This window comes from Paenibacillus sp. FSL R7-0128 (assembly GCF_038002245.1).
Taxonomy (GTDB): domain Bacteria; phylum Bacillota; class Bacilli; order Paenibacillales; family Paenibacillaceae; genus Paenibacillus_AQ; species Paenibacillus_AQ silagei.
The window spans coordinates 6,470,354-6,491,245 of sequence record NZ_JBBOCD010000001.1; the positions used below are offsets into that span (position 1 = coordinate 6,470,354).

Annotated in this window: 20 protein-coding genes; 8 read left to right on the plus strand and 12 right to left on the minus strand. The window is 49.5% G+C overall.

From position 1 onward, the window contains the following. The first annotated feature begins 61 nt into the window (after positions 1-61). Both NST26_RS27395 and NST26_RS27400 read left to right on the plus strand, forming a co-directional pair. On the plus strand, positions 62-760 hold the full coding sequence (locus NST26_RS27395) for an ABC transporter ATP-binding protein (protein WP_036731130.1): 699 nt from the start codon (positions 62-64) through the stop codon (positions 758-760). Next, on the plus strand, positions 757-3,261 hold the full coding sequence (locus tag NST26_RS27400) for an ABC transporter permease (protein WP_340980301.1): 2,505 nt from the start codon (positions 757-759) through the stop codon (positions 3,259-3,261). Before NST26_RS27395 ends, NST26_RS27400 begins: the two co-directional genes overlap by 4 nt. 117 nt (positions 3,262-3,378) lie before the next feature. Here NST26_RS27400 and NST26_RS27405 read toward each other — a convergent pair whose 3' ends face one another. The 7 genes from NST26_RS27405 to NST26_RS27435 all read right to left on the minus strand — a co-directional run bounded on the left by NST26_RS27405 (position 3,379) and on the right by NST26_RS27435 (position 10,587). Beyond that, positions 3,379-4,332, minus strand: a complete 954-nt coding sequence (locus tag NST26_RS27405) for an EamA family transporter (RefSeq protein WP_340958363.1) — start codon at positions 4,330-4,332, stop codon at positions 3,379-3,381. Positions 4,333-4,461: 129 nt separating this feature from the next. Next, entirely contained in the window at positions 4,462-4,917 is a 456-nt protein-coding gene (locus tag NST26_RS27410; protein WP_340958337.1) for a hypothetical protein, read from the minus strand. Between the two features lie 48 nt (positions 4,918-4,965). Then, complete coding sequence (locus NST26_RS27415; protein ID WP_340958335.1) at positions 4,966-7,395, minus strand: ABC transporter permease; 2,430 nt, start codon at positions 7,393-7,395, stop codon at positions 4,966-4,968. Beyond that, entirely contained in the window at positions 7,392-8,066 is a 675-nt protein-coding gene (locus NST26_RS27420; RefSeq protein ID WP_036731124.1) for an ABC transporter ATP-binding protein, read from the minus strand. The genes NST26_RS27415 and NST26_RS27420 overlap by 4 nt, the downstream gene beginning before the upstream one ends. An 89-nt stretch (positions 8,067-8,155) precedes the next feature. Then, positions 8,156-9,292: a HAMP domain-containing sensor histidine kinase gene (locus tag NST26_RS27425; RefSeq protein ID WP_340958333.1), complete on the minus strand. Its 1,137-nt coding sequence runs from the start codon at positions 9,290-9,292 to the stop codon at positions 8,156-8,158. A gap of 38 nt (positions 9,293-9,330) precedes the next feature. Continuing rightward, on the minus strand, positions 9,331-10,005 hold the full coding sequence (locus NST26_RS27430; protein ID WP_036731187.1) for a response regulator transcription factor: 675 nt from the start codon (positions 10,003-10,005) through the stop codon (positions 9,331-9,333). Positions 10,006-10,008: 3 nt separating this feature from the next. Next, the gene (locus NST26_RS27435; RefSeq protein WP_340958330.1) at positions 10,009-10,587 is read right to left on the minus strand and encodes a GbsR/MarR family transcriptional regulator; all 579 of its coding nucleotides are present in this window, start codon (positions 10,585-10,587) and stop codon (positions 10,009-10,011) included. Between the two features lie 223 nt (positions 10,588-10,810). Here NST26_RS27435 and NST26_RS27440 point away from each other — a divergent pair, with 223 nt between their 5' ends. The 6 genes from NST26_RS27440 to NST26_RS27465 are packed head-to-tail and all read left to right on the plus strand — an operon-like array spanning position 10,811 to position 16,174. Beyond that, positions 10,811-11,692, plus strand: a complete 882-nt coding sequence (locus NST26_RS27440) for a carbohydrate ABC transporter permease (protein ID WP_076081990.1) — start codon at positions 10,811-10,813, stop codon at positions 11,690-11,692. 36 nt (positions 11,693-11,728) lie between these two features. Then, entirely contained in the window at positions 11,729-12,571 is an 843-nt protein-coding gene (locus NST26_RS27445; protein WP_340958328.1) for a carbohydrate ABC transporter permease, read from the plus strand. Between the two features lie 34 nt (positions 12,572-12,605). After that, positions 12,606-14,021: an ABC transporter substrate-binding protein gene (locus tag NST26_RS27450; RefSeq protein ID WP_340958327.1), complete on the plus strand. Its 1,416-nt coding sequence runs from the start codon at positions 12,606-12,608 to the stop codon at positions 14,019-14,021. Positions 14,022-14,061: 40 nt separating this feature from the next. Then, the gene (locus NST26_RS27455) at positions 14,062-14,868 is read left to right on the plus strand and encodes an HAD family hydrolase (RefSeq protein WP_340958324.1); all 807 of its coding nucleotides are present in this window, start codon (positions 14,062-14,064) and stop codon (positions 14,866-14,868) included. Then, positions 14,865-15,206 (plus strand): DMT family transporter, encoded by a 342-nt coding sequence (locus NST26_RS27460; protein ID WP_340980303.1) that lies wholly within the window; start codon positions 14,865-14,867, stop codon positions 15,204-15,206. Before NST26_RS27455 ends, NST26_RS27460 begins: the two co-directional genes overlap by 4 nt. Positions 15,207-15,247: 41 nt before the next feature. After that, positions 15,248-16,174, plus strand: a complete 927-nt coding sequence (locus NST26_RS27465; protein ID WP_340980304.1) for a metallophosphoesterase family protein — start codon at positions 15,248-15,250, stop codon at positions 16,172-16,174. A gap of 135 nt (positions 16,175-16,309) precedes the next feature. Here NST26_RS27465 and NST26_RS27470 read toward each other — a convergent pair whose 3' ends face one another. The 5 genes from NST26_RS27470 to NST26_RS27490 form a co-directional block, all read right to left on the minus strand. After that, the gene (locus tag NST26_RS27470; protein WP_051478475.1) at positions 16,310-17,158 is read right to left on the minus strand and encodes a MetQ/NlpA family ABC transporter substrate-binding protein; all 849 of its coding nucleotides are present in this window, start codon (positions 17,156-17,158) and stop codon (positions 16,310-16,312) included. Positions 17,159-17,192: 34 nt separating this feature from the next. Further along, on the minus strand, positions 17,193-17,855 hold the full coding sequence (locus NST26_RS27475; protein ID WP_036731110.1) for a methionine ABC transporter permease: 663 nt from the start codon (positions 17,853-17,855) through the stop codon (positions 17,193-17,195). Then, on the minus strand, positions 17,848-18,609 hold the full coding sequence (locus NST26_RS27480) for a methionine ABC transporter ATP-binding protein (protein ID WP_081751369.1): 762 nt from the start codon (positions 18,607-18,609) through the stop codon (positions 17,848-17,850). Before NST26_RS27480 ends, NST26_RS27475 begins: the two co-directional genes overlap by 8 nt. A gap of 305 nt (positions 18,610-18,914) precedes the next feature. Further along, on the minus strand, positions 18,915-19,877 hold the full coding sequence (locus NST26_RS27485; protein WP_036731108.1) for a carbohydrate ABC transporter permease: 963 nt from the start codon (positions 19,875-19,877) through the stop codon (positions 18,915-18,917). Continuing rightward, positions 19,877-20,851 carry an ABC transporter permease gene (locus tag NST26_RS27490; protein ID WP_036731106.1) on the minus strand — a complete coding sequence of 325 codons (975 nt, stop codon included), beginning with the start codon at positions 20,849-20,851 and terminating at the stop codon, positions 19,877-19,879. The genes NST26_RS27485 and NST26_RS27490 overlap by 1 nt, the downstream gene beginning before the upstream one ends. Positions 20,852-20,892 lie beyond the last annotated feature (41 nt).

Here is a 20,892-nt window from a genome sequence, read left to right on the forward strand (position 1 = left end):
GTTAGATTTGTCTGATACCTTGTAGAGGTGGATACGAACATACGCACAGGAGGAATATAACATGTCTATTCTACGAATAGAGAATCTCAAGAAATATTATGGAAAAGGAGAGCATACGGTCAAAGCCCTGGATGACGTGTCTATAAATGTAGAAAAAGGGGAGTTCGTGGCAATCGTCGGGACGAGCGGTAGCGGAAAAAGCACGCTGCTTCACATGCTTGGCGGTCTGGACCGGGCTACAGAGGGTAAGGTTTATGTCAACGGGCATGATATTTTTCAGATGAGTGATGAAAAGCTGACCATCTTCAGACGCCGTTCTGTAGGATTTGTCTTCCAGAGTTATAACCTGGTGCCGATCCTGAGTGTGCTGGCAAATATCGTCCTGCCCATTGAGCTTGACGGCGGCCAGATTGACCAGGAATATCTGAACCTGATCATCACAAGTCTGGGGCTTCAGGAGAAAGTTGGTAACCTGCCTTCTGCGCTCTCCGGAGGCCAGCAGCAGCGTGTAGCTATCGCAAGAGCGCTTGCCACCAAACCTTCCATTATTCTGGCCGATGAGCCCACCGGCAATCTGGACAGCAGGACCAGCCAGGAGGTACTTATCCTGCTGAAACAGCTCAGTGTCAAATTCGACCAGACCATTGTAATGATCACACATAACGAGAGCATTGCACAGATGGCGGACCGGATCATCCGCATTGAGGACGGCAGGCTTGCCGTGGGATCGGCGCAGGCCCACGGGGAGAGCCGGTTATGATCGCGACGAATAACCGGAAGACCATATTAAATCTGGCGATGACTAGCCTGAGAGCCAACCGGCTGCGGAATCTGGCTGCCATCTGCGCCATTATACTGACTACACTGCTCATCACCTCCATTTTCACCATGGCTCTAAGCATTAACCAATCCATGCAATACGCACAGATGAAGACAGTCGGAAGTGACTTTCACGGAGGGTTTAAATATCTTAGCCCGGAACAAGTGGAGACGCTGCTGAAGCACCCTTCCATTAAACAATCCTCTCTCTCCCTTAATTCCGGCATATTGCATAATAAAGTGTTCGACCAGGACCGGGTTGAGGTGCTGCAGGTTGACCAGAATTACGCTGATCACGGCTTCATAGAATTTGTTGAAGGGGGATTGCCTGCCGGAGAGAATGAGGTTGCCCTGAATACCTGGGTTCTGGGCAAGCTAGGGGTGCAGCCGGAGCTCGGGAAGGAAATCACACTGCAGATCGATACCGGAGAACGGATCATTAACCGCAAATTCACCTTGTCGGGCTATTATGAAGCGGACAAGCAATTGGCGATGGCGGGTCTGGCTTTTGTCTCCAAGGCCTTTACCGATAAAAACCTCTCAGACATTGATCCCGTACAATCGAAGGAAAGCGGATCCTACGTAAACACCTCAGAACTGAGTGTCATGTTCAACAATTCATTTCATATTGAGAAAAAAATGAACAGGATTCTGGCTGATACGAGAATTACGGCTCCTATCGGGATCAATTGGGCCTACTCCAGCGTATCTTTGGCGGAAAATGTTGAGAATATCCTTCCATATGCCGCAGTTATCTTTATCATTATGCTTAGCGGCTACCTGCTTATTTACAATATTTTTTATATTTCGGTGGTCCAGGATGTGAAGTTCTACGGCCTGCTGAAAATGATTGGCACCACCCCGAGACAACTGAGGAGAATCATCGCTATTCAAGCCAGGCTGCTGTACCTCATTGCCCTGCCGTTCGGCCTTGGCTCCGGCTATATGACCGGCAGATGGGCTACACCTCTGACTACTTCGCTATCAGGGGAGGTTAAAGGAAATTCTCTATCATCCAGTCCATGGATATTTGCAGGGGCAGCCCTCTTCTCCTTCCTGACCGTGTGGATCGCAGCGCATAAGCCGGGCCGGCTGGCAGCGGACATCGCTCCGGTGGAAGCCGTTAAATTCTCAGGCGTTCAGAATAGCGGAAAAAGAACCCTCAAGCCATCCAGGCATGGAGCCAGACTATACCGGATGTCGTTCTCCAACCTGTTCCGGAGCAAGAAGAAGCTGAGCCTGATGCTATCCTCGCTCTTCTTAAGCATTCTGCTATTTAACACGATATTTACGGTGATCTCCTCTATGGATGTCAATAAATATCTCAGTGCATATATTCATGGAGATTATATGATTCACAACAAGGGAATTGTCCAGCAGGAGGGGGAACGCTCAGTCAATGAAACCGAGCTGTCCGAGGAACTGTGTGCGAAGCTGAAGCATCTGGACGGTGTGGAAAGTATCGATAAAGTATATTATACCCTCTTCTCTTATCCTCCGGATGATTCTGTCCGTGCTTCAGCCGAGTCTTCAGCCACTCCTTCTGCCCTTCCCGCCAAAGTTCACACCCAACTCTACGGGCTTGATTCCGGCTGGTACGATCTCGCTGATCAGGATATACTTGAAGGTCACTTTAACAAGGAACAATTCGATTCCGGAGATTACATACTGGTGGCGGAGACTCTTACAGGGCCAGGTGCTTATACAAGCTACTATCATCCCGGGGATACAATCAGCTATTCCGGATTGAAGAGGAGATACGAAGTGATGGCCGTGTTGAAATATAATGCTTTCTATGCAGCAACCAGTCAAACGTATTTCGGTAACGGCTACAATGCCTTTTTGCCTGCAGCCGAACTCCGGCAAGCCACTTTGGAGAGCGGGACTCCAGCAGACATCCTCTCGCTTACCCTGAATGCAGCCCCAGGCAAGCTTGACGAAACGGGGCAATTGATCAGGGAGGCTATCCGCCCGCTGGATGCTCTGCAGCTGAAATCAAGAGAAGATTACAGGGAGGAGTTAAGTGATAATATCCATATTTTTCAGATTATAGGGTATGGACTGAGTCTCGTAATTGCACTTATTGGCCTGCTTAATTACATTAATTCTGTCCTGACCGGAGTGATCGCACGCAGGCATGAATTTGCCGTTCTAGAGAGCATTGGAATGACCAAACAGCAGCTCAAGCGTATGCTCGTCTACGAAGGCATGTACACCGTGCTTCTCACTGCGCTGCTTACCTCTACTATAGGTGTGCTGCTGACTTACTGGACGGCAAGGGGTATTACCGCAGGGATGGCCTACATGGAATTCCGGATGATGTGGCTGCCGTTTATTCTGATCATCCCGATCCTGGCAGTCCTCTCTTATCTCATCACCTTAAGCGCCTATAAGCCGCTCGCCCGCAGCCCAATCGTCGAAAGGCTCCGTGAAATGGAATAAAGGCATGCTGAAACAGCCGGATGCTCTAATAGAGTACCGGCTGTTGCTGTTATAAGATATGAAATACAGTTTAATAATAGCGTACCTGAACAGTCAGCAGAATGTGGTTATTCGCTCTCAGTGTACCGACTGCTGCGGCGGTTGTATATCAAGCGCTGCTTGAGTAGCCGCCGGCTGTGGCTTACTTCGGAAAAGAGTCACCAAAACCACAGCCCCGATAATGATCACGGCAGCGATCAGGGTGTTCAAGGTAAGCTGTTCGCCTACCAGCAGCCAGCCAAGCAGCACAGCGACTACCGGATTAACGAAGGCATACGTGGAGACGAGGGTAGCGTCAGCATTCTTAAGCAGCCAGATATAAGCTGTATAGCCGACAATGGAGCCGAAAGTGATCAGGTAGGCCAGAGCCAGGTACGAGCGCATAGAAATGCCGGAGAGTTCAATCCTGGACCAGTCGCCGGTAAAATAAGAGAATATCACCAGCAGCGCGCCTCCCGTTAGCATCTGCGCAGCTGTCGACATCAAGGGTGAACCTGGCATGGTTGCGCTTCGGGAGTACATAGACCCTGCCGCCCAGCTTATGGAAGCTGCCAGCAAGGTAATAATGCCAATCATATCGGTAGCGGTACCGCCCTCTCCCTTCCCCGGCTGGAAGACCAGCACGGCGATGCCGAGCAGTCCAAGAACAATTCCTGCGATGACTCCGGTATTCGGCCGTTTGCCGCCGCGTCCAAGCCAGCCCATCAGCATCATCCAGACAGGCACCGCCGCTACGATGAGCGAAGCGATGGAGGAAGAGACTCTTTGCTCTGACCAGGCTACTACCCCGTTGCCCCCAAGCAGCAGCAAGGCGCCTACAATCGCGGAGGATCGCCATTCACGCCCGGCGGGACGCTTCGCTCCGCTTACTCTGGCAATGAGGTACAGGACCACACCTGCCGTGAAAAAGCGGACCCCTGCCATCAGAAAGGGCGGCATCGTCTCGATGGCAATCTTCATGCCGACATAGGTGCCTCCCCAAAATAAATAAACAAATAAGAGTGCTATTCCCACCACATATAACTGATTCATTTTCCCCTTATGCTTCAAGCCGCGTCATCCCTTTTCCCTAAAAACAGGTTTATGAGGGGTCTCCCGTTCTATCATTTATAAGAACATCCCCTGGGCAATATTATAGCATGATCCCTCCCCGTACATTGACTAATCGTTAGAGTATCTCAATGTTAGCGGCTGGTTCTCGTCAAGCCCTACTTTCTCAATATCTCCCTCTTCAATAGTATTATTAACAAAAAGTTTCCAGTGCTTCTCTTTATCATTTTTTATATCACCTACCTTAATTATTTGTCCATTCTGATTTTTTTCGATTAGCATCCCCTGTTCAGCATTGTCTGAAATGGCCTGAAGTGCTTTCCAGACTGTGGGGTTATCATCAATAATCTTAACGGTCTGAAGAAACAAAATATCATCTTCATTATAAATAACTACATTAACTTTTGTTTCCACATCTCCTTGACCTGTGTATTTTACGCCATGATACTCAGGAGAAATCCCATCCCCCTTTTTACTTCCGCATGCTGTTAACGATAATGCAATAACCATTACCACAACTAATATACTGTAAACGGGTTGTGTAGAATTCACTTTAGGTTGAAACACTATTATTTCCCCCTCCAAGATTATATTAAACTATTTGCTGTCCCTCGCTCATTCACTAAACCGGATTCGTTCCATCAAGCTCTCCTTGCTTAAGCGCCACTGCATGTAGAAGGTAGTCCCTATTTGAACTGTGAAATAGGCGAATAATAGGGTTAGCATGGCTGTCATTGGCAGTTGATATTGGACATAGGCGGCGGATTGCTTGAAAATTTCAACACTATAATATCCTACTGGTATACCCAGTGAAAAAGTGAATAACAGACTAATTAGAATAACCATTAAGCCTTCGCTGCCTAATTGTAAAATCAGCTGACTCCGTGACAATCCGATAGCTTCAATTAAGCTAATTTCCCGCTTTCTAGAATTCATACTCGTTAAATTGGAATTTATTAAATTAAATATGCTAATAATCATCAATGCTGAAATAAGACCATTAGCCGCCAACTGAAGCACTTTCTTCATCCCATTGAACTCTTGATATATTTCTTGAAAAGAAGTGAATGTTATTCTTCGATCGGCATTTGCAATCCCTTTGAGGGTTTGCTCTACCTTCCCTTGTTGGCCTTGATCGACTAAAACACTAATCTGCTTAATACGTTGATCTAAGTCCAATCGCTTAAACAGGTTCTGATGCGCAATAAGAGCTCCACCCTCTGAAGTACTACCTTTATACGTAACATAATTGGGCAATACACCGACAATAGTGAATACATGTTCTTTCTTTCCTTCTCCATACTTTGCCAATCGTATTTTATCACCCACTTTGTACCTTCCATCTTCCGCGACCGCAATGAGATTATCACCATTTCTCAGTTCTGTAAGCATAGAATCATCTTTCCCGAGCATCTTGAGTGTATTTTTCATTAAGGCATCATCGTAAGCATAAATATCCGTTCGAATTTCCGGGTTTTTCATACTCGCCATGTCCTTGAGATGAAGGTTTGCATCTTGTTTGTTATAGATCAAGACATCATACATTTCTGTTAATACTGTCTTGACACCAGTAATAGCATCTACTTGGTTTATAACTTTGTTATTTAACAGATCTAGGTTTACATCAGTTCCACGGTAAGCAGCAGTACTTAATTTATAATCACCAGGCACCATACTTCCAGCCATATTATTAATATTAATACTACTAAGAATACTCCAAGTGACCACAAAAATAAGTCCTGTCAGGGTAATCGATGTTATGGTAACCCAAGTGCGTTTACGGTATCGGATCATTTGTGCCAATACCAGAGCAAAACCGCTAATTGAGTTTTTGAATTTTTTTTTGGTCTTATGACTTCTCTTTCCCAAGTCTTCAGCGGGATTATAACGAATAGCTGCAATCTCCGTAATTTTTCCTACTTTTTTAGCAGGAATATAAACAGAAAATACAACGAGAATCAGACCTGTAATTAAAGCAATACAAGCAATGTTAGGAGACAGTTGAACATATAATTCGGAGCTACCACTAGCCATATTTCCTAAGAAGGGAATAAATGCTGCACTTCCCCCTACCCCCAGCAAAAGCCCCATAAAACTCCCAACCAGCGAAATCATAAGTCCTTCCGTAAGAATCATCTTTCGCAGTTGATTAGGAGTCATTCCTATTGCTTTCATCATCCCAAATAAACGGATCTGTTCTGATATATATATATTGAATATGTTATAAATAACCATGGCTGCACTAATTATAATTACAAACACAACAATGGTTACTTTCAGAATAGATAACGGATTCTGCTCATATGCGCCATTGTAACGTTCATTTATTTGTATTTGATCATCTTTTAGCTGAGAGCCCTCACCAATTTTGTGAGCCGTAGATGAAGCATTAAAGTCTGAATTCAAAAGAGCAAATAGAACAACATCCGGGTTAGGACTATATTGCCTGGAAAGGTTTTGAGAAATAAACATTAGACCAGCTCTAACCGTTTTACGTACGGCGATATCATCAATAATGCCAACTAGCTTAAATTTTTTTGTTATATGTTCTGTTTCCCCTGCATTCATAACTTGCAAATTCAATGGAATTACTACTCCTATGTTAGGAGAAAAGCCAAGTTCCTCAATTACCCATTTATCCAATACAATTTCGTCGTCAGTGACCGGAGCCCTCCCTTGCATTAATTGAATCAGTCCTTCATTAATTCCCTCTATATAACTTATAGCCATATTAATATTCAATTTTTCAAACGTGTCCGACTTAACATTTTTACTGATATAGGAAACATAGTGCTTTTTTATCTTCGGATTATTCTCAAGAGCTTGTTGCTGCTCCGGCAACAAATGCTCATACTGCACATGATAGGCACCTAGCTCATTAATCGCTTCACGCTTGCTCCTCTGGTCGTCAGAGTAAAAATAAGTCAGCACCACAAAAATTAAGGCTACGGCTAAAGCAACTGTACCTACAGTCAATAAGGTCCGGCTTTTGTGATGACGTAGATTTTTCAGGGATACATTGTGGACAGTAATCGTATTTTTCATCCTTCTACCTCTACTGCTATGGAACCGTCCACCACTCGAACAGTCCGACCTGCAAGCTTAGCCACTTCGTCATTATGCGTTACAACAATCAAAGTCTGGTTATATTTCTCTACGGATAAACGCAGCAAATCCAAAACGTTGTTGCTAGAACGGCTATCGAGATTTCCTGTGGGTTCATCTGCGAGCACAATAGCCGGTCTAGCTGCCAATGCACGGGCAATTGCCACCCTTTGCTGCTGGCCGCCAGACAATACTGTGGGCAGACTGGCCCGCTTTTCATAGATCCCCAAAGTATTTAAAATATCTTCAATATAGCTAACATCTGCTTTCTTCCCATCCAGCCCAATGGGTAAAATGATGTTCTCCCACACATTAAGTGAGGGTACCAAATTAAAAGCCTGAAACACAAATCCGATTTGGCGGCGGCGAAACACTGCTAGTTGACTCATTGGCAATGTATAAATGGAAGTCCCATTTATGATGACCTCACCGCTTGTAGGAGCATCCAACCCCCCAATGATGTGCATTAATGTACTTTTGCCTGCACCAGACTGTCCAACAATAGAGATAAACTCACCTTTCGCCACTGAGAAATCAACATTGTGGATTGCCTTCACTTGACCTTCTCCACTTCCATAATATTTACATAATTTCTTTCCTTCCAGAATCATATCGGCGCCTCCCTTTATACGTGGATACAAAAATATCCTCCCCTAAGTGGTTCTCTAGGAAAGGATATCCAATAGTTATCTATTATTTATCAACTTTGGTGCAGCAAAATCGAAACTTTCACACAGGCGCCACCTGACTTATTGTTCGTTAGCTGAATACTGCCCCCTTGCTTCTCAGCCAGTACCTTGCAAATATTCAACCCCATGCCATAATGGCTCTCCTCAGCTTCCGCCTTGCTTGTATAAAATGGCGTGGTAGCAAGCTTCAGATCCTGACTTGAGAACCCTTTGCCATCATCACTGACTGTAATTGAAAAGAACCCCTCATCCATTTCAAATCGTACAGAAATCGTCAGACTCGCATAACGAAGGGAATTGGCAATTAAGTTTTCGTATATCCTGGTAACCATTCCTGTATCAATGTTCAACGATTGTTCAGCGATTTGATTTTCAAATGATAATTCCAATGAATGTTCCCGTGCCAGAAATTCAGCCAAACTGCTTAGTTGTTTCAAAAAAACGGAAACCTCTACTTGGGTCCATGCTACCGAGATATCTTCGAGTTTTTGGGCCTCGCCCATAATTTGCACATAATTCTCCAGCCGTAATATATGTATACTCATAGTTGTTATCGTATCCAGCAGCTTCTCCTTGCTTATTTTACCTTCTGGAAGATATCTATTTAAAAAGTCAGTGTATCCGCGCAATACGGTCAGTGGTGTCCGCAAATCATGTGAAAAAGCGGCATTTAACTGTTTTCTGTCCTCTATAGAACGCCACATCTGACGGTTGTTATCCTCCAAAGCAGCTCTCATGCTCTCAAAAGACCTGCACAACTGCCCCATTTCATCTTCGCTATATTGCAGAATATGAAAATCCAAGTCATTATTGGATATTTTAGCAGAAGCTTCGCGCAAAATCCCAATCGGTTGTTTGAGCTTATGGTGGTAAAACAACAAAGAAGCCGCCAGGGTAGCTAGCCCAAAAAATATCAAAATGGACCAGGAGTCCAGAAAACTGCATAACTTAATAATCTGTTCATCTGTATAAGAATAATCTGTATTAAAATCCTTCATGTTATAGATAATGGCTGGGTTCTCAATGTCCGCTGAGGTGTAAGAGTCGTTATACTTCAGAAACATATTATTACGTATCTGGCCTGCCCCAGTAATAGTAATCACACTAAGGAGTCCGGCAATAAGTACAAATACAAGCATATAGATCATAAATGTCACCCTAATGGATAAGTTACGCCAACCTTTTATTACCCTACCCATTTATAGCCCACACCCCATACTGTTGAAATGTATATGTGATCACTAACCTCATTAAATTTAGACCGAATTCTTCTGATATGCTCTGCAACAACGATGCTATCCCCTTCATGATCCAGGCCCCAGACTTTTTCATAGATATGTTCTTTATCAAAGACTTGACCGCTGTTCATGGACAACAACTCAATAATACCAAATTCTTTCTTGGCAAAAGAAAGTGCGCGTCCTTTGTAATACACCCCTCTGGCGGAGTAGTCGATCACTAAATCATCTGAAAATCTGGTTTGTGTCTTAACAGATTGTCTTCGTTCACGGCGCAGATGTGCCTCCACCCTGGCTCCAAGCTCATCAATGCTGAACGGCTTCACAATATAATCATCCCCACCCACTCGAAAGCCATTAATTTTATCTGACTCTTCCACTTGCGCAGTCAGGAATATAATAGGGCAGGATACGAAATCCCGTATACGAGTGCACACCTCAAGACCATCAATCTCCGGCATATTAATATCCAGTATAATAATGTCTGGATTATACACTACTTTGCGTAATGCCTCCCCGCCGCTCCGCGCGGTTAAGACCTTATAACCATTTATCTCAAAATAATCTTTCAGCAGATTAACTATATCCGCCTCATCATCAACAATAAGAATTTGATTATTCATAGCTCATACTCCGCCTTCCTCGCCGGTACTTCCCCGTTCCCCGCCGAATATCGCTCCTTCCGCAAGCCCCGACACGAACCGCTGCAGCCAGGCATAGTACTCGGCCGCGTGCTCCAGCTTCTCCAAATCTCTGAGGCAGGCCTGCCGCTCCTCTTCGGGTGTGTCTGGTGCATAGGCCAGTGCCTGGAGGCCCGGGACCCCGGCTCCCATGGCTTCCTGCATCACATCGATCTCCCGCTGAAGCTTCAGGGTGAAGAAGTTCCGGAAGGCCTCGAAGAAGTCTGTCTCCGCTGCGTACAGTTCCTTCCGCTCACGCTTCTCCGGAAGCTTCGTGACCATCCGGGAGGCGATCAGGGAGCGGACTCCGTAGCTCATATTGCTTTTACTCATATTCATGACCTGCTTCATTTCCTCCAGCGTCATCGGCTTGTCCTCGAAGAACATCACTCCGTACAGCTGGCCGAAGGAATAATTCGCTCCATATAAATCCATGGTCTGGGCTATGGCATCGATCACCGGGCCGAGCAGCTGCTCCCGGGGCGAACGGTGCGGATGTTCCTCGCCGAATGCGGCCTGCTTCATCAGGTGGCACCTCATTTTCACATAGAATCGTTCTCTCTACCTTACACAATACCGCAGCTTTACCGCAATCATCCTACAAATTTTACACAAAATCCGACCGGGTTTTACCCCCGCTTGACCACAAGCCTGCCTCATGAGTGTACAATTTTTTTTGAACAGAGGAGCTGTCCTCTGCATTATACCGCATCAACCAATATGAATGAAATGGAGAATATGGACGAAAATGACACGTTCAAAATTATTCAGCGGCTTGAAGCCCGTGCTGTTCACTCTGCCGGCCATGATTCCTTTCGCCGTATTCTGGCTCGCGCCGCTGCTGTATGTGCTGTATCTCAGCTTCACGGAATGGGATTTCATGAGCCCGGAGAAAACCTTTGTCGGCTGGCAGAATTATACCGATCTGCTCAGCAACCCCGCTTTTTACAAAGCGCTAAGGGTGACCGTTCTCTTCTGTCTCGGCAGTGTGCTGCCGGTGATCCTGCTGGGACTGGGTCTGGCCCTCCTCATGAACAGAAAGCTGAAGGGCTCAGCCCTCTATCAGATCCTGCTGTTCTCGCCTTGGGTGACGCCGACCGTCGCTGTGTCTATCGTCTGGTCCTGGATTTATCAGCCTGAAGCCGGGCTTGCCAATGCGGTGCTGAACTTCTTCGGCCTGGATTCCATCGGCTGGCTGCAGGACCCCAAATGGGCATTAACCGGCGTCCTGCTGGTCACGATCTGGAAGTCGGTCGGCTGGGCAATGATCTTCTATCTGGTGGCGCTGCGCAATGTACCTTCCGACCTGCTGGAAGCCGGGGAGCTGGACGGGGCAAGTCCGGTGCAGAAGTTCCTGCGGATTACATGGCCGCTGATCTCGCCGACTACTCTTTTCTTATTCGTGGTGCAGTTAGTCTCGGCACTTCAGGCCTATGACCAGATTAATGTCCTGACCCAGGGCGGCCCGTCCGGCTCCACCCGCACTCTGCTCTATCTGTATTATCAGTCCGCCTTCGAATCGTTCCAGATCGGAGAGGCTTCTTCCGTAGCTGTCGTTCTGGTCTTGATCTGCATGCTGCTGTCGGTCCTCTCTTTCGGAATCAGCAAGCGGACCACTCATTATCAATAGAAGCTTTACTATCAGCCCTTAAGGAGGTCTCACCGCTTGCCTATATTCACAACTATCAGCAGGCTGGTCCGCCAGATTTTTTTCGCCGCGCTTGCTCTTCTGATGGCCTTCCCGTTCTATTGGATGGTTACGAGTGCCCTCAAGACCAATGATGAGATCTGGCGCTCCCCGCCCACACTCTGGCCTGAGGTGCCGCTGTGGGGCAACTTCGCCGCTGCCTGGAACGAGGCGCCGTTTGCCAGATATATGGGTAACAGTATCTTCGTCGCTGTCTCCATTGTCCTCCTGCAGACAATCAATTCCGGGATGATGGCTTATGCGCTGACGCATATGAAATTCCGCCTGAAGGGCGTTTTTGCCGGAGTGATTCTGTTCGGTTATATGGTTCCTGCAACGGCAGTCTACCTGCCCGGATACCTGGTCCTCTCCGAGTTACACTTGCTGAACTCCTATGCGGGCCTGATTCTCTCCAACTGTGTGAGTATCTTCTCGATCTTTCTGATCAGGCAGGCCTTCCTTCAAGTCTCGCATGAGCTGGTGGAGGCCGGTGAAGTGGACGGTGCCTCGCATATGCGGATTCTATGGACGATCCTTGTGCCGGTCACAAGATCCTCATTCGCCGTACTGGCGCTGATTACCTTCATTGACCAGTACAACAATTACTTCTGGCCGATGCTCATTACGAAGGACCCCAGCCTGCAGCTGGTCTCGGCCGGTCTGCGCAGCTTCTTCGTGGAAGGAGGTGCTTACGGACTGAAATGGCCGCTCATCATGGCCGCCAGTGCCTTCACGATTGCTCCGCTGCTGCTAGTCTTCCTGCTGGCGCAGAAAACGATAATGCAAAGTGTCAACATGACCGCAGGCTCAAGCAAAGGCTAAACCCTAAACTTCAATACCCAAGAGGAGAATGATGATGAACGTATCAAGTGGAAACAGCTTCGCCGTCCTTTTAAAGGACCGTACCGTTCCAGCGAGAAATTCTTCTATTTTCAAAAGGTTGTCTGCAGTATCCCTGATCGCCGGACTCTCCGTGCTCACCGCTTGCGGCGGAAATGCCGCTCCCAACAATGCAGTCACAGCGGACGGAGCAGCTGCCGCAGTCCCTGCTGCCAATGCCGCTCCGGCTGGAGGCGCACCGGTCACGATTGAATTCTGGTATGGGCTCGGCGGCAAGCTGGGTGAAAATATGGAATCGCTCATTCAGAAATTCAACGCCTCCCAGCAGGAGGTCATCGTCAAGGGAATCGTGCAGGGGGATTATACAGAGACCGAACAGAAGCTTCAGGCAGCGATTGCTGCCGGGCAGGTCCCGGCGGCGGTCCTCTCCTCCAATATCGATTGGGCGCGCAAGGGTTATTACGCCGCGATGGATGAGCTGATTGCCGGGCAGCCGGACTTCAATAAAGAGGATTTCGTCCAGACCTTCCTGAACCAGGGCCAGGTTGACGGCAAGCAGTATTTCCTCCCGATGTATGGATCGACCCAGGTGATGTACTACCGTAAGGATGCTTTTGCGAAGAGCGGCATAGACGCCAGCCAGATTAAGACCTGGGAAGACCTCGCTGCGGCCGCAAAAAAGATGACTGTCTCTGCAGGCGGCAAAACCACCTTCTACGGCTGGGAACCGATGTGGGGCTCCGGCAATATGATTGATGCCGCTCTCAGCAAAGGAGGCAGTATTCTTAGTGAGGACGGCACCAAGGTCACGATTGATTCCCCGGAGTGGATCGACGCCTGGGAGTTCTTCCGCAAAGCAATTCATGAGGACAAGACGATGCGCATTCATTCGGGCGGGCAAGGCTGGGAGTACTGGTACAAGACGATTGACGATGTGATGAAAGGCCAGGCGGCCGGATACACCGGCTCCAGCGGCGACCAGGGCGACCTCGATTTCAGCGTCGTCTCCGCTATGGAGCAACCGGGCTGGGCTGGAGCCGGCGAAGGCAAACCTGTCGCGGGGGCGAGTATGGCCGGTATTCCTGCCAAAGCCGGAGACGCCGAGAAGCAGGCAGCGATGAAATGGCTAACCTACTTCACAAGCTCCGAGAATACCGCGTTCTGGTCCATCAACACCGGCTATATTAGCGTCCGCCAGTCTGCGCTGGAAGATCCGGCATTCGTCGCCTTCAGTGAGAGCAATCCGCAGATCAAAATCCCGCTACAGCAGGCGGCTCATGCTTCCCCTCCGTTCCAGGACCCGACAGGCGGCAAAATTAATGATGCCTTGACCATCGCTGCGGATAAGGTGCAGATTGAGAATATCCCTGCAGCCGAGGCGCTGAAGGAAGCGCAGCAGACGGCTCAGGCGGCACTGGATAAACTGAAATAGAACGGCTGAACAAATTTCTATAAATGAAGGGGGACGCTGCGTGATTGAGCTTAACACTCCGCAAGGAAACTATCCCATATCGGCCATCCTGTTCGACAAGGATGGAACCTTACTACAGTTCGTATCCCTCTGGGGAAGCTGGGGTGAGTGCTTCCTGGACCAGTTCACCTGGAAGCTTGAGCAGCGCGGACTAAGCTTCCCTGAGCAGCACCGGGCCTCCCTGCTGGGAACGGTTCATGATGCCGCAGGGAAGATCACCGATTACGACCGCAACGGTCCGCTCGCCATGGGCACGATGAGCGATCTGTACGCCATTGCGTCCTGGCAGGGTTATTCTCTCGGCCTATCCTGGGCCGAAGCGGTAGAACTGGTGGACTCCTGCCGGAATGCAGCGGATGCGATGCTGGAGCAGAGCCGTCCGGTCCGTCCGCTTCCCGGGCTGGTGCCCTTTCTGGACGCGTGCGCAGCCCAGGGTATGCCTATGGCCGTAGTGACTGCCGACGAAACGGCGGCAGCCGAGAGTCATCTGCGCTGGCTGGGCATCCACCAGTATTTCACCGCCGTGATCGGCACAGATCAGGTGGAGCGGGGCAAGCCCTTCCCCGACATGGCGCTGCTTGCCTGCGGGCGGCTGGGGGTATCTCCGGCTCAAGCCGCCGTGATCGGCGATACGAACGGAGATATGCGGATGGCGAAGGCAGCGGGCGCTGCGGCAGCCATTGGGATTGCTGGCGGAATTACCGCCGGGCTGGCGGCAGACACGCGGGCTGCCGGGACTCTTTTGCCGGATGCAGATTGTATCGTGTCCTCTTATGCGGAGCTTGGCGTACGAAGGATGGTACGATGAAGGCCGAAGGGGCCTTGGCCTGGGTATTTCTTGCCTTAGCTATTGTCTTCGAGCTGTCCGGAACGGTCTCCATGAAGCTGTCGCATGGCCTCACCCGGCCTTGGCCCTCTGTGCTGATGTTCGTATTCTACGGAGTCAGCTTCACCTCACTGAGTGTCGCCCTCACCTCCATCAAGGTTGGAGTCGCTTATGCCGTATGGTCCGGGGCGGGTATCCTCCTGATTTCTCTGGCGGGGGCATTGTTGTTCGAAGAGAGGCTGACGGGCTCCTCCCTCCTATGGGTGACTGTGATTGTAGCCGGAATTATTGGTTTGAACATTAGTACCAAGGGGCATTAGCCTAACGAATAAAAAATATTTCAAGGAGGCTTCGCTTGCCTATGAATACATTTGCCACACCCGGCGTTACTGAACCGCTGTTGACGTTCCAGATTATTACCGACACCCATGTCACGGCCGATCCCGAGCATGAGTACAATCAGAACTTCGGACGGGCGCTTGAGGATATAGCGGGACATGCTCAAGGCAGCAGCGGAATCATGCACATTGGAGATATAACAGACAATGGCTTCCCGGAGGAGTATGAGGAGGTCCAGCGTATTCTTGAGCTGCATCAGGCGTCCTTGCCGCAGCTTCATTACACCTTGGGCAACCATGATGTCGGCCTCGGGCATTGGGAATCCCGCCTTGCGATGTATACTTCCCGTATGGGGATGCCGGGCCCCTATCATGACCACTGGATCTCAGGGTATCATTTCATCTTTCTCGGCACAGAGGAAGGGCTGCCTACGTTCTGCAGTCTATCCGCTGAACAGCTGCAGTGGCTGGACCGCAAGCTTGGTGAACACGCACCGGACAAACCGAAGCCTAACGGGCAACTGCAGCCTGACCAGGAACAGATTTACCTGCCGGATCAGCCCGTCTTCCTCTTCCTGCACCAGCCGCTGAAGGATACGGTAGCCGGTTCACTGGAATCTCAGGAATGGTACGGGGTAACACAGGATCAGGAGCTGCGTACTATTCTGTCGCGGCACCCGCAGACCTTGCTGTTCACCGGACATACCCACTGGGAGCTGGAGGTCAGCAACACGATGTTTCCCGGCAACGGGCAGACGGCTACAATGTTCAATGCTGCTTCGGTGGCCTACCTCTGGACGGATGCAGATGAACACAAGAGCGGCAGCCAGGGTTATTATATAGAAGTCTATGCTGATAAAGTGCTTGTACGGGGACGGGACTTCACTACGGGAACCTGGATTGAAGCAGCGCAATATGAGGTGGCGTATCCCGTTAACGCTCTACGGTAATTCCGTTTGCGGAGCGTCCACCCAATTGCCCACGCTACTCCTACTTACAATAAAAAGCTGTCCCAATCAGCCAGTTCATGGCGTTTGGGACAGCTTATTCGTTTACTTCGGTATAGGATGTAACCCGTTTATCTTCTATTTAAAAGCAGGCAGCGCGATGTCCGCGTAATTATCCTCCAGGAACTTCTTCACTTCCGGGCCGCTGATCGCCTTCGCCAGCTTCTGGATGGCTTCGGAATCCTTGTTGTCCTCACGGGCAACAAGGGTGATGGTGAAGGCGGAATCTTCACGCTCGGTGATCAGCGCATCCTTCTTCGGAGTTAGCCCCAGCGGGCTCGCGTAGGCTGGCGTCATCGCTACCAGATCCGCATCATCCAGCATCCGGGCCAGCATCAGCAGATCGACCTCCTCGAACTTATAGTTCTTCGGATTGGCAGTAATGTCAGCTTGGGTAGCCTGAATTCCTACCCCATCCTTCAGCGTAATCAATCCGGCATCTGCGAACATTTGCAGGGAGCGTCCAATATTGGAAGGATCATTCGCCATCACGAGCGTTGCTCCCTCGGGCAGATCAGCAATATTCTTGAAGCGTTTGGAGTACCCGCCGTAGATGGCATCATATACAGGCTGAACCGGCACCAGCTTTGCCCCTTTGCTGGCATTGAACTGTTCCATGTACGGGACATGCTGGAAGAAGTTCGCATCCACCTCTTTATTCGCCAGTGCTTCGTTCGGCTGCACATTATCGGACAGCACGACAACCTCCATGTCCACGCCTTCTTCCTTCAGAATCGGCTTCACAATATCGAGGATATCCGTCATTGGCGGAATCAGCGAGGCTACTTTGATCTTCACAGGTCCGGTGCTGGTTGCCGCCGGTGTCTCTTCCGCTTCTTTGCTGTTGCCGCAGCCTGCAAGTGCAAGCGTCAATACAAGCAGTACCAGTGCAAACGTGGTGGTTATTCTTCTTCCTGTTCTCTTCATGATATCTCTCAAGCCCCCATTATTGTATAGTATTCTAGCGTTTGTCCAGCAGTCTGGCTATCGTGCTTCCCGTGAACTGGATGAGCTGCACCAGCACAATCATCACGAGAATGGCGTAGATCATCACCTCAGTCTCGAAGCGCTGATACCCGTAACGGATGGCGAAATCACCCACCCCGCCGCCGCCGACAACCCCCATTACGGTTGAAAAAGAAATGAAGCTGATCGTAGACGCCGTGAGTCCCAGCACAAGCCCTGAACGGGCCTCTACATACAGAAATTTGAAGATGATTCCCAGCTTGGATGCTCCCATCGACAATGCCGCTTCAATCGTTCCCCGCGGAACCTCCAGCAGTGATTGCTCTACCAGCCGTGAGTAATAAGCAATGGCAACGATCGACAGCGGCACCGTGGCCGCCAGTGTGCCAATCGACGTACCTACGACCAGCCGCGTGAACGGAATCAGCGCCACCACCAGCAGCAGGAACGGAAACGAACGGATGACATTGACGATGCTGTTCAGCACCAGGGACAGCCCTCTATTCTCATACAACTGGCCTTTGCGGCAAAAATACAGCAGTGTCCCCAGCGGAAGCCCCACCAGCAGCGCAGCGCCTATGGCAATGCCGACCATAACAAAGGTCTCGCCGATAGACTGCCACATCTGATCCTGGTATTTCAGCATACTCTCAAACATGGGATGCCCCCGTTCTGCCGGTGATTCTCTCCCGGAAGGAGCCTGAATGCGTTCCCGGCGGGAGGAAGCCGCCCTCGCCGCGGGAGAAGGAATCTACGATCCGTCCGCCCTCCATGACGGATACCTCGGAACAGATGCTCCGCACAACGTCCAGCTCATGGGTAACGATCACGATGGTTACGCCCAGGGAAGCATTGATATGGCGCAGCACCTCCAGAATATCCGCAGTGGTGCCCGGATCAAGCGCAGATGTCGGCTCATCGCACAGCAGCAGCTTCGGATTGTTCGCCAGCGCGCGGGCAATCGCTACCCGCTGGCGCTGTCCGCCGCTGAGCTGGGCCGGATATTGCCCGGCTTTGTCTGCAAGGCCTACGAATTGCAGACATTCCTCCACCCGCTTCATCCGCCCTGCACGCGGCACTCCGGCAAGCTCTAGAGAGATCGCCACATTCCGGCTGACAGTGGCATTGCCGATCAGGTTAAAATGCTGAAAGATCATACCGATTCTCTGCCGCTGCCGGCGCAGCTCCTTGTCCGGCAGCTCCGTAAGCCGCTGCCCGTCAACCGTAACCGTTCCTGCATCGGGCCGCTCCAGCAGATTGATCAGCCGCAGGAGCGTGGACTTCCCCGCCCCGCTGGCGCCAATAATACCGTGAATGGCACCCGCCTGTACTTCAAGTGATACCTGATCGACAGCCGTATAAGGGCCGTCCTTCAGAGTGAAGCTCTTGCTAACCTGACTCAGCGAAAGAATATGAAGCCCTCCCTTACAGACTGCCTGAACGTACTCTCTGAACCTCAGGACTTATTGTACTATAATTATTTAAAATCTGTTTCATTAAAAATCTCTTTAAATAATAAGGTATTTCTTCCGCTGTGTCATCATTTTTTTCAAAATGATTGCTAAGCCCTTGGAAGAGCAGAGCATTATAAGGATGCTCGCCGCTCTATGGGATTATTCAAGGGAAGCAGGATAGTAGCACAAAAACGGGTGCAGTCCCTGGTAGGACTGCACCCGTTTTGCTATTTTGCATACATCAGTCTATTCGCTCTGAACGCTTATTCTTTCACACTGCCGACATTAAGACCCACTACGAAATACTTCTGCATGAACGGATACACCAGCAGTATAGGTACGGAGGCGACCACTGTGATAGCTGCCCGGATCGAAATCGGCGTGACCATCGCCCGTGCTGAATTCTGATCCATCCCCACCCCGTTGGTTACGGTAGGGTTCCCGTTAGAGTTCATCGTTGAAGACAGCAGCTTCATCAGCTCATACTGCAGTGTACTCAGATGCTGCTTGGAGGAGGTGTAGATGAAAGCATCGAACCAGGCATTCCAGGCTCCGACCGCCACGAACAGCGCAATCGTCGCCAGCACCGGCTTACAGAGCGGGAAAACGACCCGCATGAAGATTTTGAAATCCCCGGCGCCGTCGATTCTGGCCGATTCCATCAGACTCTCCGGTATCGTACCGATGTAAGTGCGGATGACGATCATGTTGAACGCGCTGATCATCGATGGAATAACATAAACCCAGAAGCTGTTCAGCAGGCCCAGGTCCTTAATCAGGAAGTAGTTCGGGATCAGACCTGCGCTGAAATACATCGTCAGCACGAAGATTACAGTAATAAACTTACGGAAGACATACTCCCTGCGGCTTAAGGTATACGCCAGCATGGTGGTCAGAAAAATATTAAGCAATGTAGAAACCACTGTACGTGCCACTGAGATCAGGAAAGCATCAAAGATCGTTCCGGTAGCAAAAATCGCCTTGTAATTCTGAAAGGTCCACTGTCGTGGCCATAAGTAAATGCCGCCGCGGATCGTATCATTTCCTTCATTAAATGAAACAGCAATGGTATTGATGAATGGATATAAAGTCACAACCACCAGACAGACCATGAAGACCGTATTGAAGGAAGTGAACAAAAACGGTTCAAGTCTGCCGGTGCCTAGGTTTCTTTTCGCCGTAAAGCCTGCTTTATGCCCAGGGCTAATCTGCCGGTTATCCGCCATTATAACAACCTCTCTTCCCCAAGCCGCTTGGAAATCCCGTTAGCCATAAGCAGCAATGTCACGCTGACCACCGTTTTGAAAATCCCGCCAGCGGTTGCGAGTGAATAATTCCCTTGTGCAAGTCCATATTTAAGCACGAAAATATCTATCGTTTCGGCCCAGTCTACTACCAGTCCGTTGCCGAGCAGGTACTGCACTTCAAAGCCTGCTTCCAGCACATGTCCTATGGACATAATCATCAGAATAACAATGGTTGCCTTGATGCCAGGCAGGGTTACGTGCATCATTTTCTTGTAACGGTTCGCTCCGTCAATCTCGGCAGCCTCATACAGGGCAGGGTCAATGGAAGCGATGGCTGCCAGATAAATAATCGTATTCCAGCCTACTTCCTTCCACACATGTGAAGCCCCTACGATTCCCCAGAAATATTTGCCTTCACTGAGCCACAGAATCGGCTCTTTAATCAGATGCAGCTTCATCAGAACGATATTTACAATCCCGTCATTGATGGACAGCGAGGTGGCCACAATACCGGTAACGATAATCCATGACAGGAAATGGGGCAGATAGGAGATTGTCTGCACGGTTCTTTTCCAGAATACTTTCTTAATCTCGTTAAGCAGCAGCGCCAGCACGATGGCTGTAACGAAGCCGAGGATCAGATTGATAACCCCCATAGCCAGCGTATTGCGCAGGACACGAATGAAGTTATCATCGGTGAACAAAAACTTGAACTGCTTCAGTCCCACCCATTCCTGCTCACCGAAGGACTTGGCCGGTCTGTAGTTCTGGAAGGCCATGGTCCAGCCCCACACAGGAACGTAGGCAAAAAGGATAATGTAGAGCATTAAAGGCACAGACATCCAGATCAGCTGTTGTTGATTCTTAATTACGCGCCAGGTAATCGGCTGCTTTTTCCTCTTGTTCTTCTTCGGACGCCGGACGCCAGTATCTATTTCTAAGGTCTCATCCATATTCGTTGTCTCCTACTCCATCAAATTAATGTAAGGTGGAA

Bases quoted from the DNA above. Each gene is read 5' to 3' on its own strand.
- NST26_RS27425 (WP_340958333.1), bottom strand. From the start codon at position 9,292: ATGATCTATATGCTTGTATTTGTACTTATTGCCGGACTCCTTAGTGTG.
- NST26_RS27465 (WP_340980304.1), top strand. From the start codon at position 15,248: ATGAATACATTTGCCACACCCGGCGTTACTGAACCGCTGTTGACGTTC.
- NST26_RS27400 (WP_340980301.1), top strand. From the start codon at position 757: ATGATCGCGACGAATAACCGGAAGACCATATTAAATCTGGCGATGACT.
- NST26_RS27420 (WP_036731124.1), bottom strand. From the start codon at position 8,066: ATGATTCTGGAAGGAAAGAAATTATGTAAATATTATGGAAGTGGAGAA.
- NST26_RS27450 (WP_340958327.1), top strand. From the start codon at position 12,606: ATGAACGTATCAAGTGGAAACAGCTTCGCCGTCCTTTTAAAGGACCGT.
- NST26_RS27435 (WP_340958330.1), bottom strand. From the start codon at position 10,587: ATGAAGCAGGCCGCATTCGGCGAGGAACATCCGCACCGTTCGCCCCGG.
- NST26_RS27475 (WP_036731110.1), bottom strand. From the start codon at position 17,855: ATGTTTGAGAGTATGCTGAAATACCAGGATCAGATGTGGCAGTCTATC.
- NST26_RS27405 (WP_340958363.1), bottom strand. From the start codon at position 4,332: ATGAATCAGTTATATGTGGTGGGAATAGCACTCTTATTTGTTTATTTA.
- NST26_RS27490 (WP_036731106.1), bottom strand. From the start codon at position 20,851: ATGGATGAGACCTTAGAAATAGATACTGGCGTCCGGCGTCCGAAGAAG.
- NST26_RS27440 (WP_076081990.1), top strand. From the start codon at position 10,811: ATGACACGTTCAAAATTATTCAGCGGCTTGAAGCCCGTGCTGTTCACT.
- NST26_RS27395 (WP_036731130.1), top strand. From the start codon at position 62: ATGTCTATTCTACGAATAGAGAATCTCAAGAAATATTATGGAAAAGGA.
- NST26_RS27470 (WP_051478475.1), bottom strand. From the start codon at position 17,158: ATGAAGAGAACAGGAAGAAGAATAACCACCACGTTTGCACTGGTACTG.
- NST26_RS27460 (WP_340980303.1), top strand. From the start codon at position 14,865: ATGAAGGCCGAAGGGGCCTTGGCCTGGGTATTTCTTGCCTTAGCTATT.
- NST26_RS27415 (WP_340958335.1), bottom strand. From the start codon at position 7,395: ATGAAAAATACGATTACTGTCCACAATGTATCCCTGAAAAATCTACGT.
- NST26_RS27430 (WP_036731187.1), bottom strand. From the start codon at position 10,005: ATGAATAATCAAATTCTTATTGTTGATGATGAGGCGGATATAGTTAAT.
- NST26_RS27485 (WP_036731108.1), bottom strand. From the start codon at position 19,877: ATGGCGGATAACCGGCAGATTAGCCCTGGGCATAAAGCAGGCTTTACG.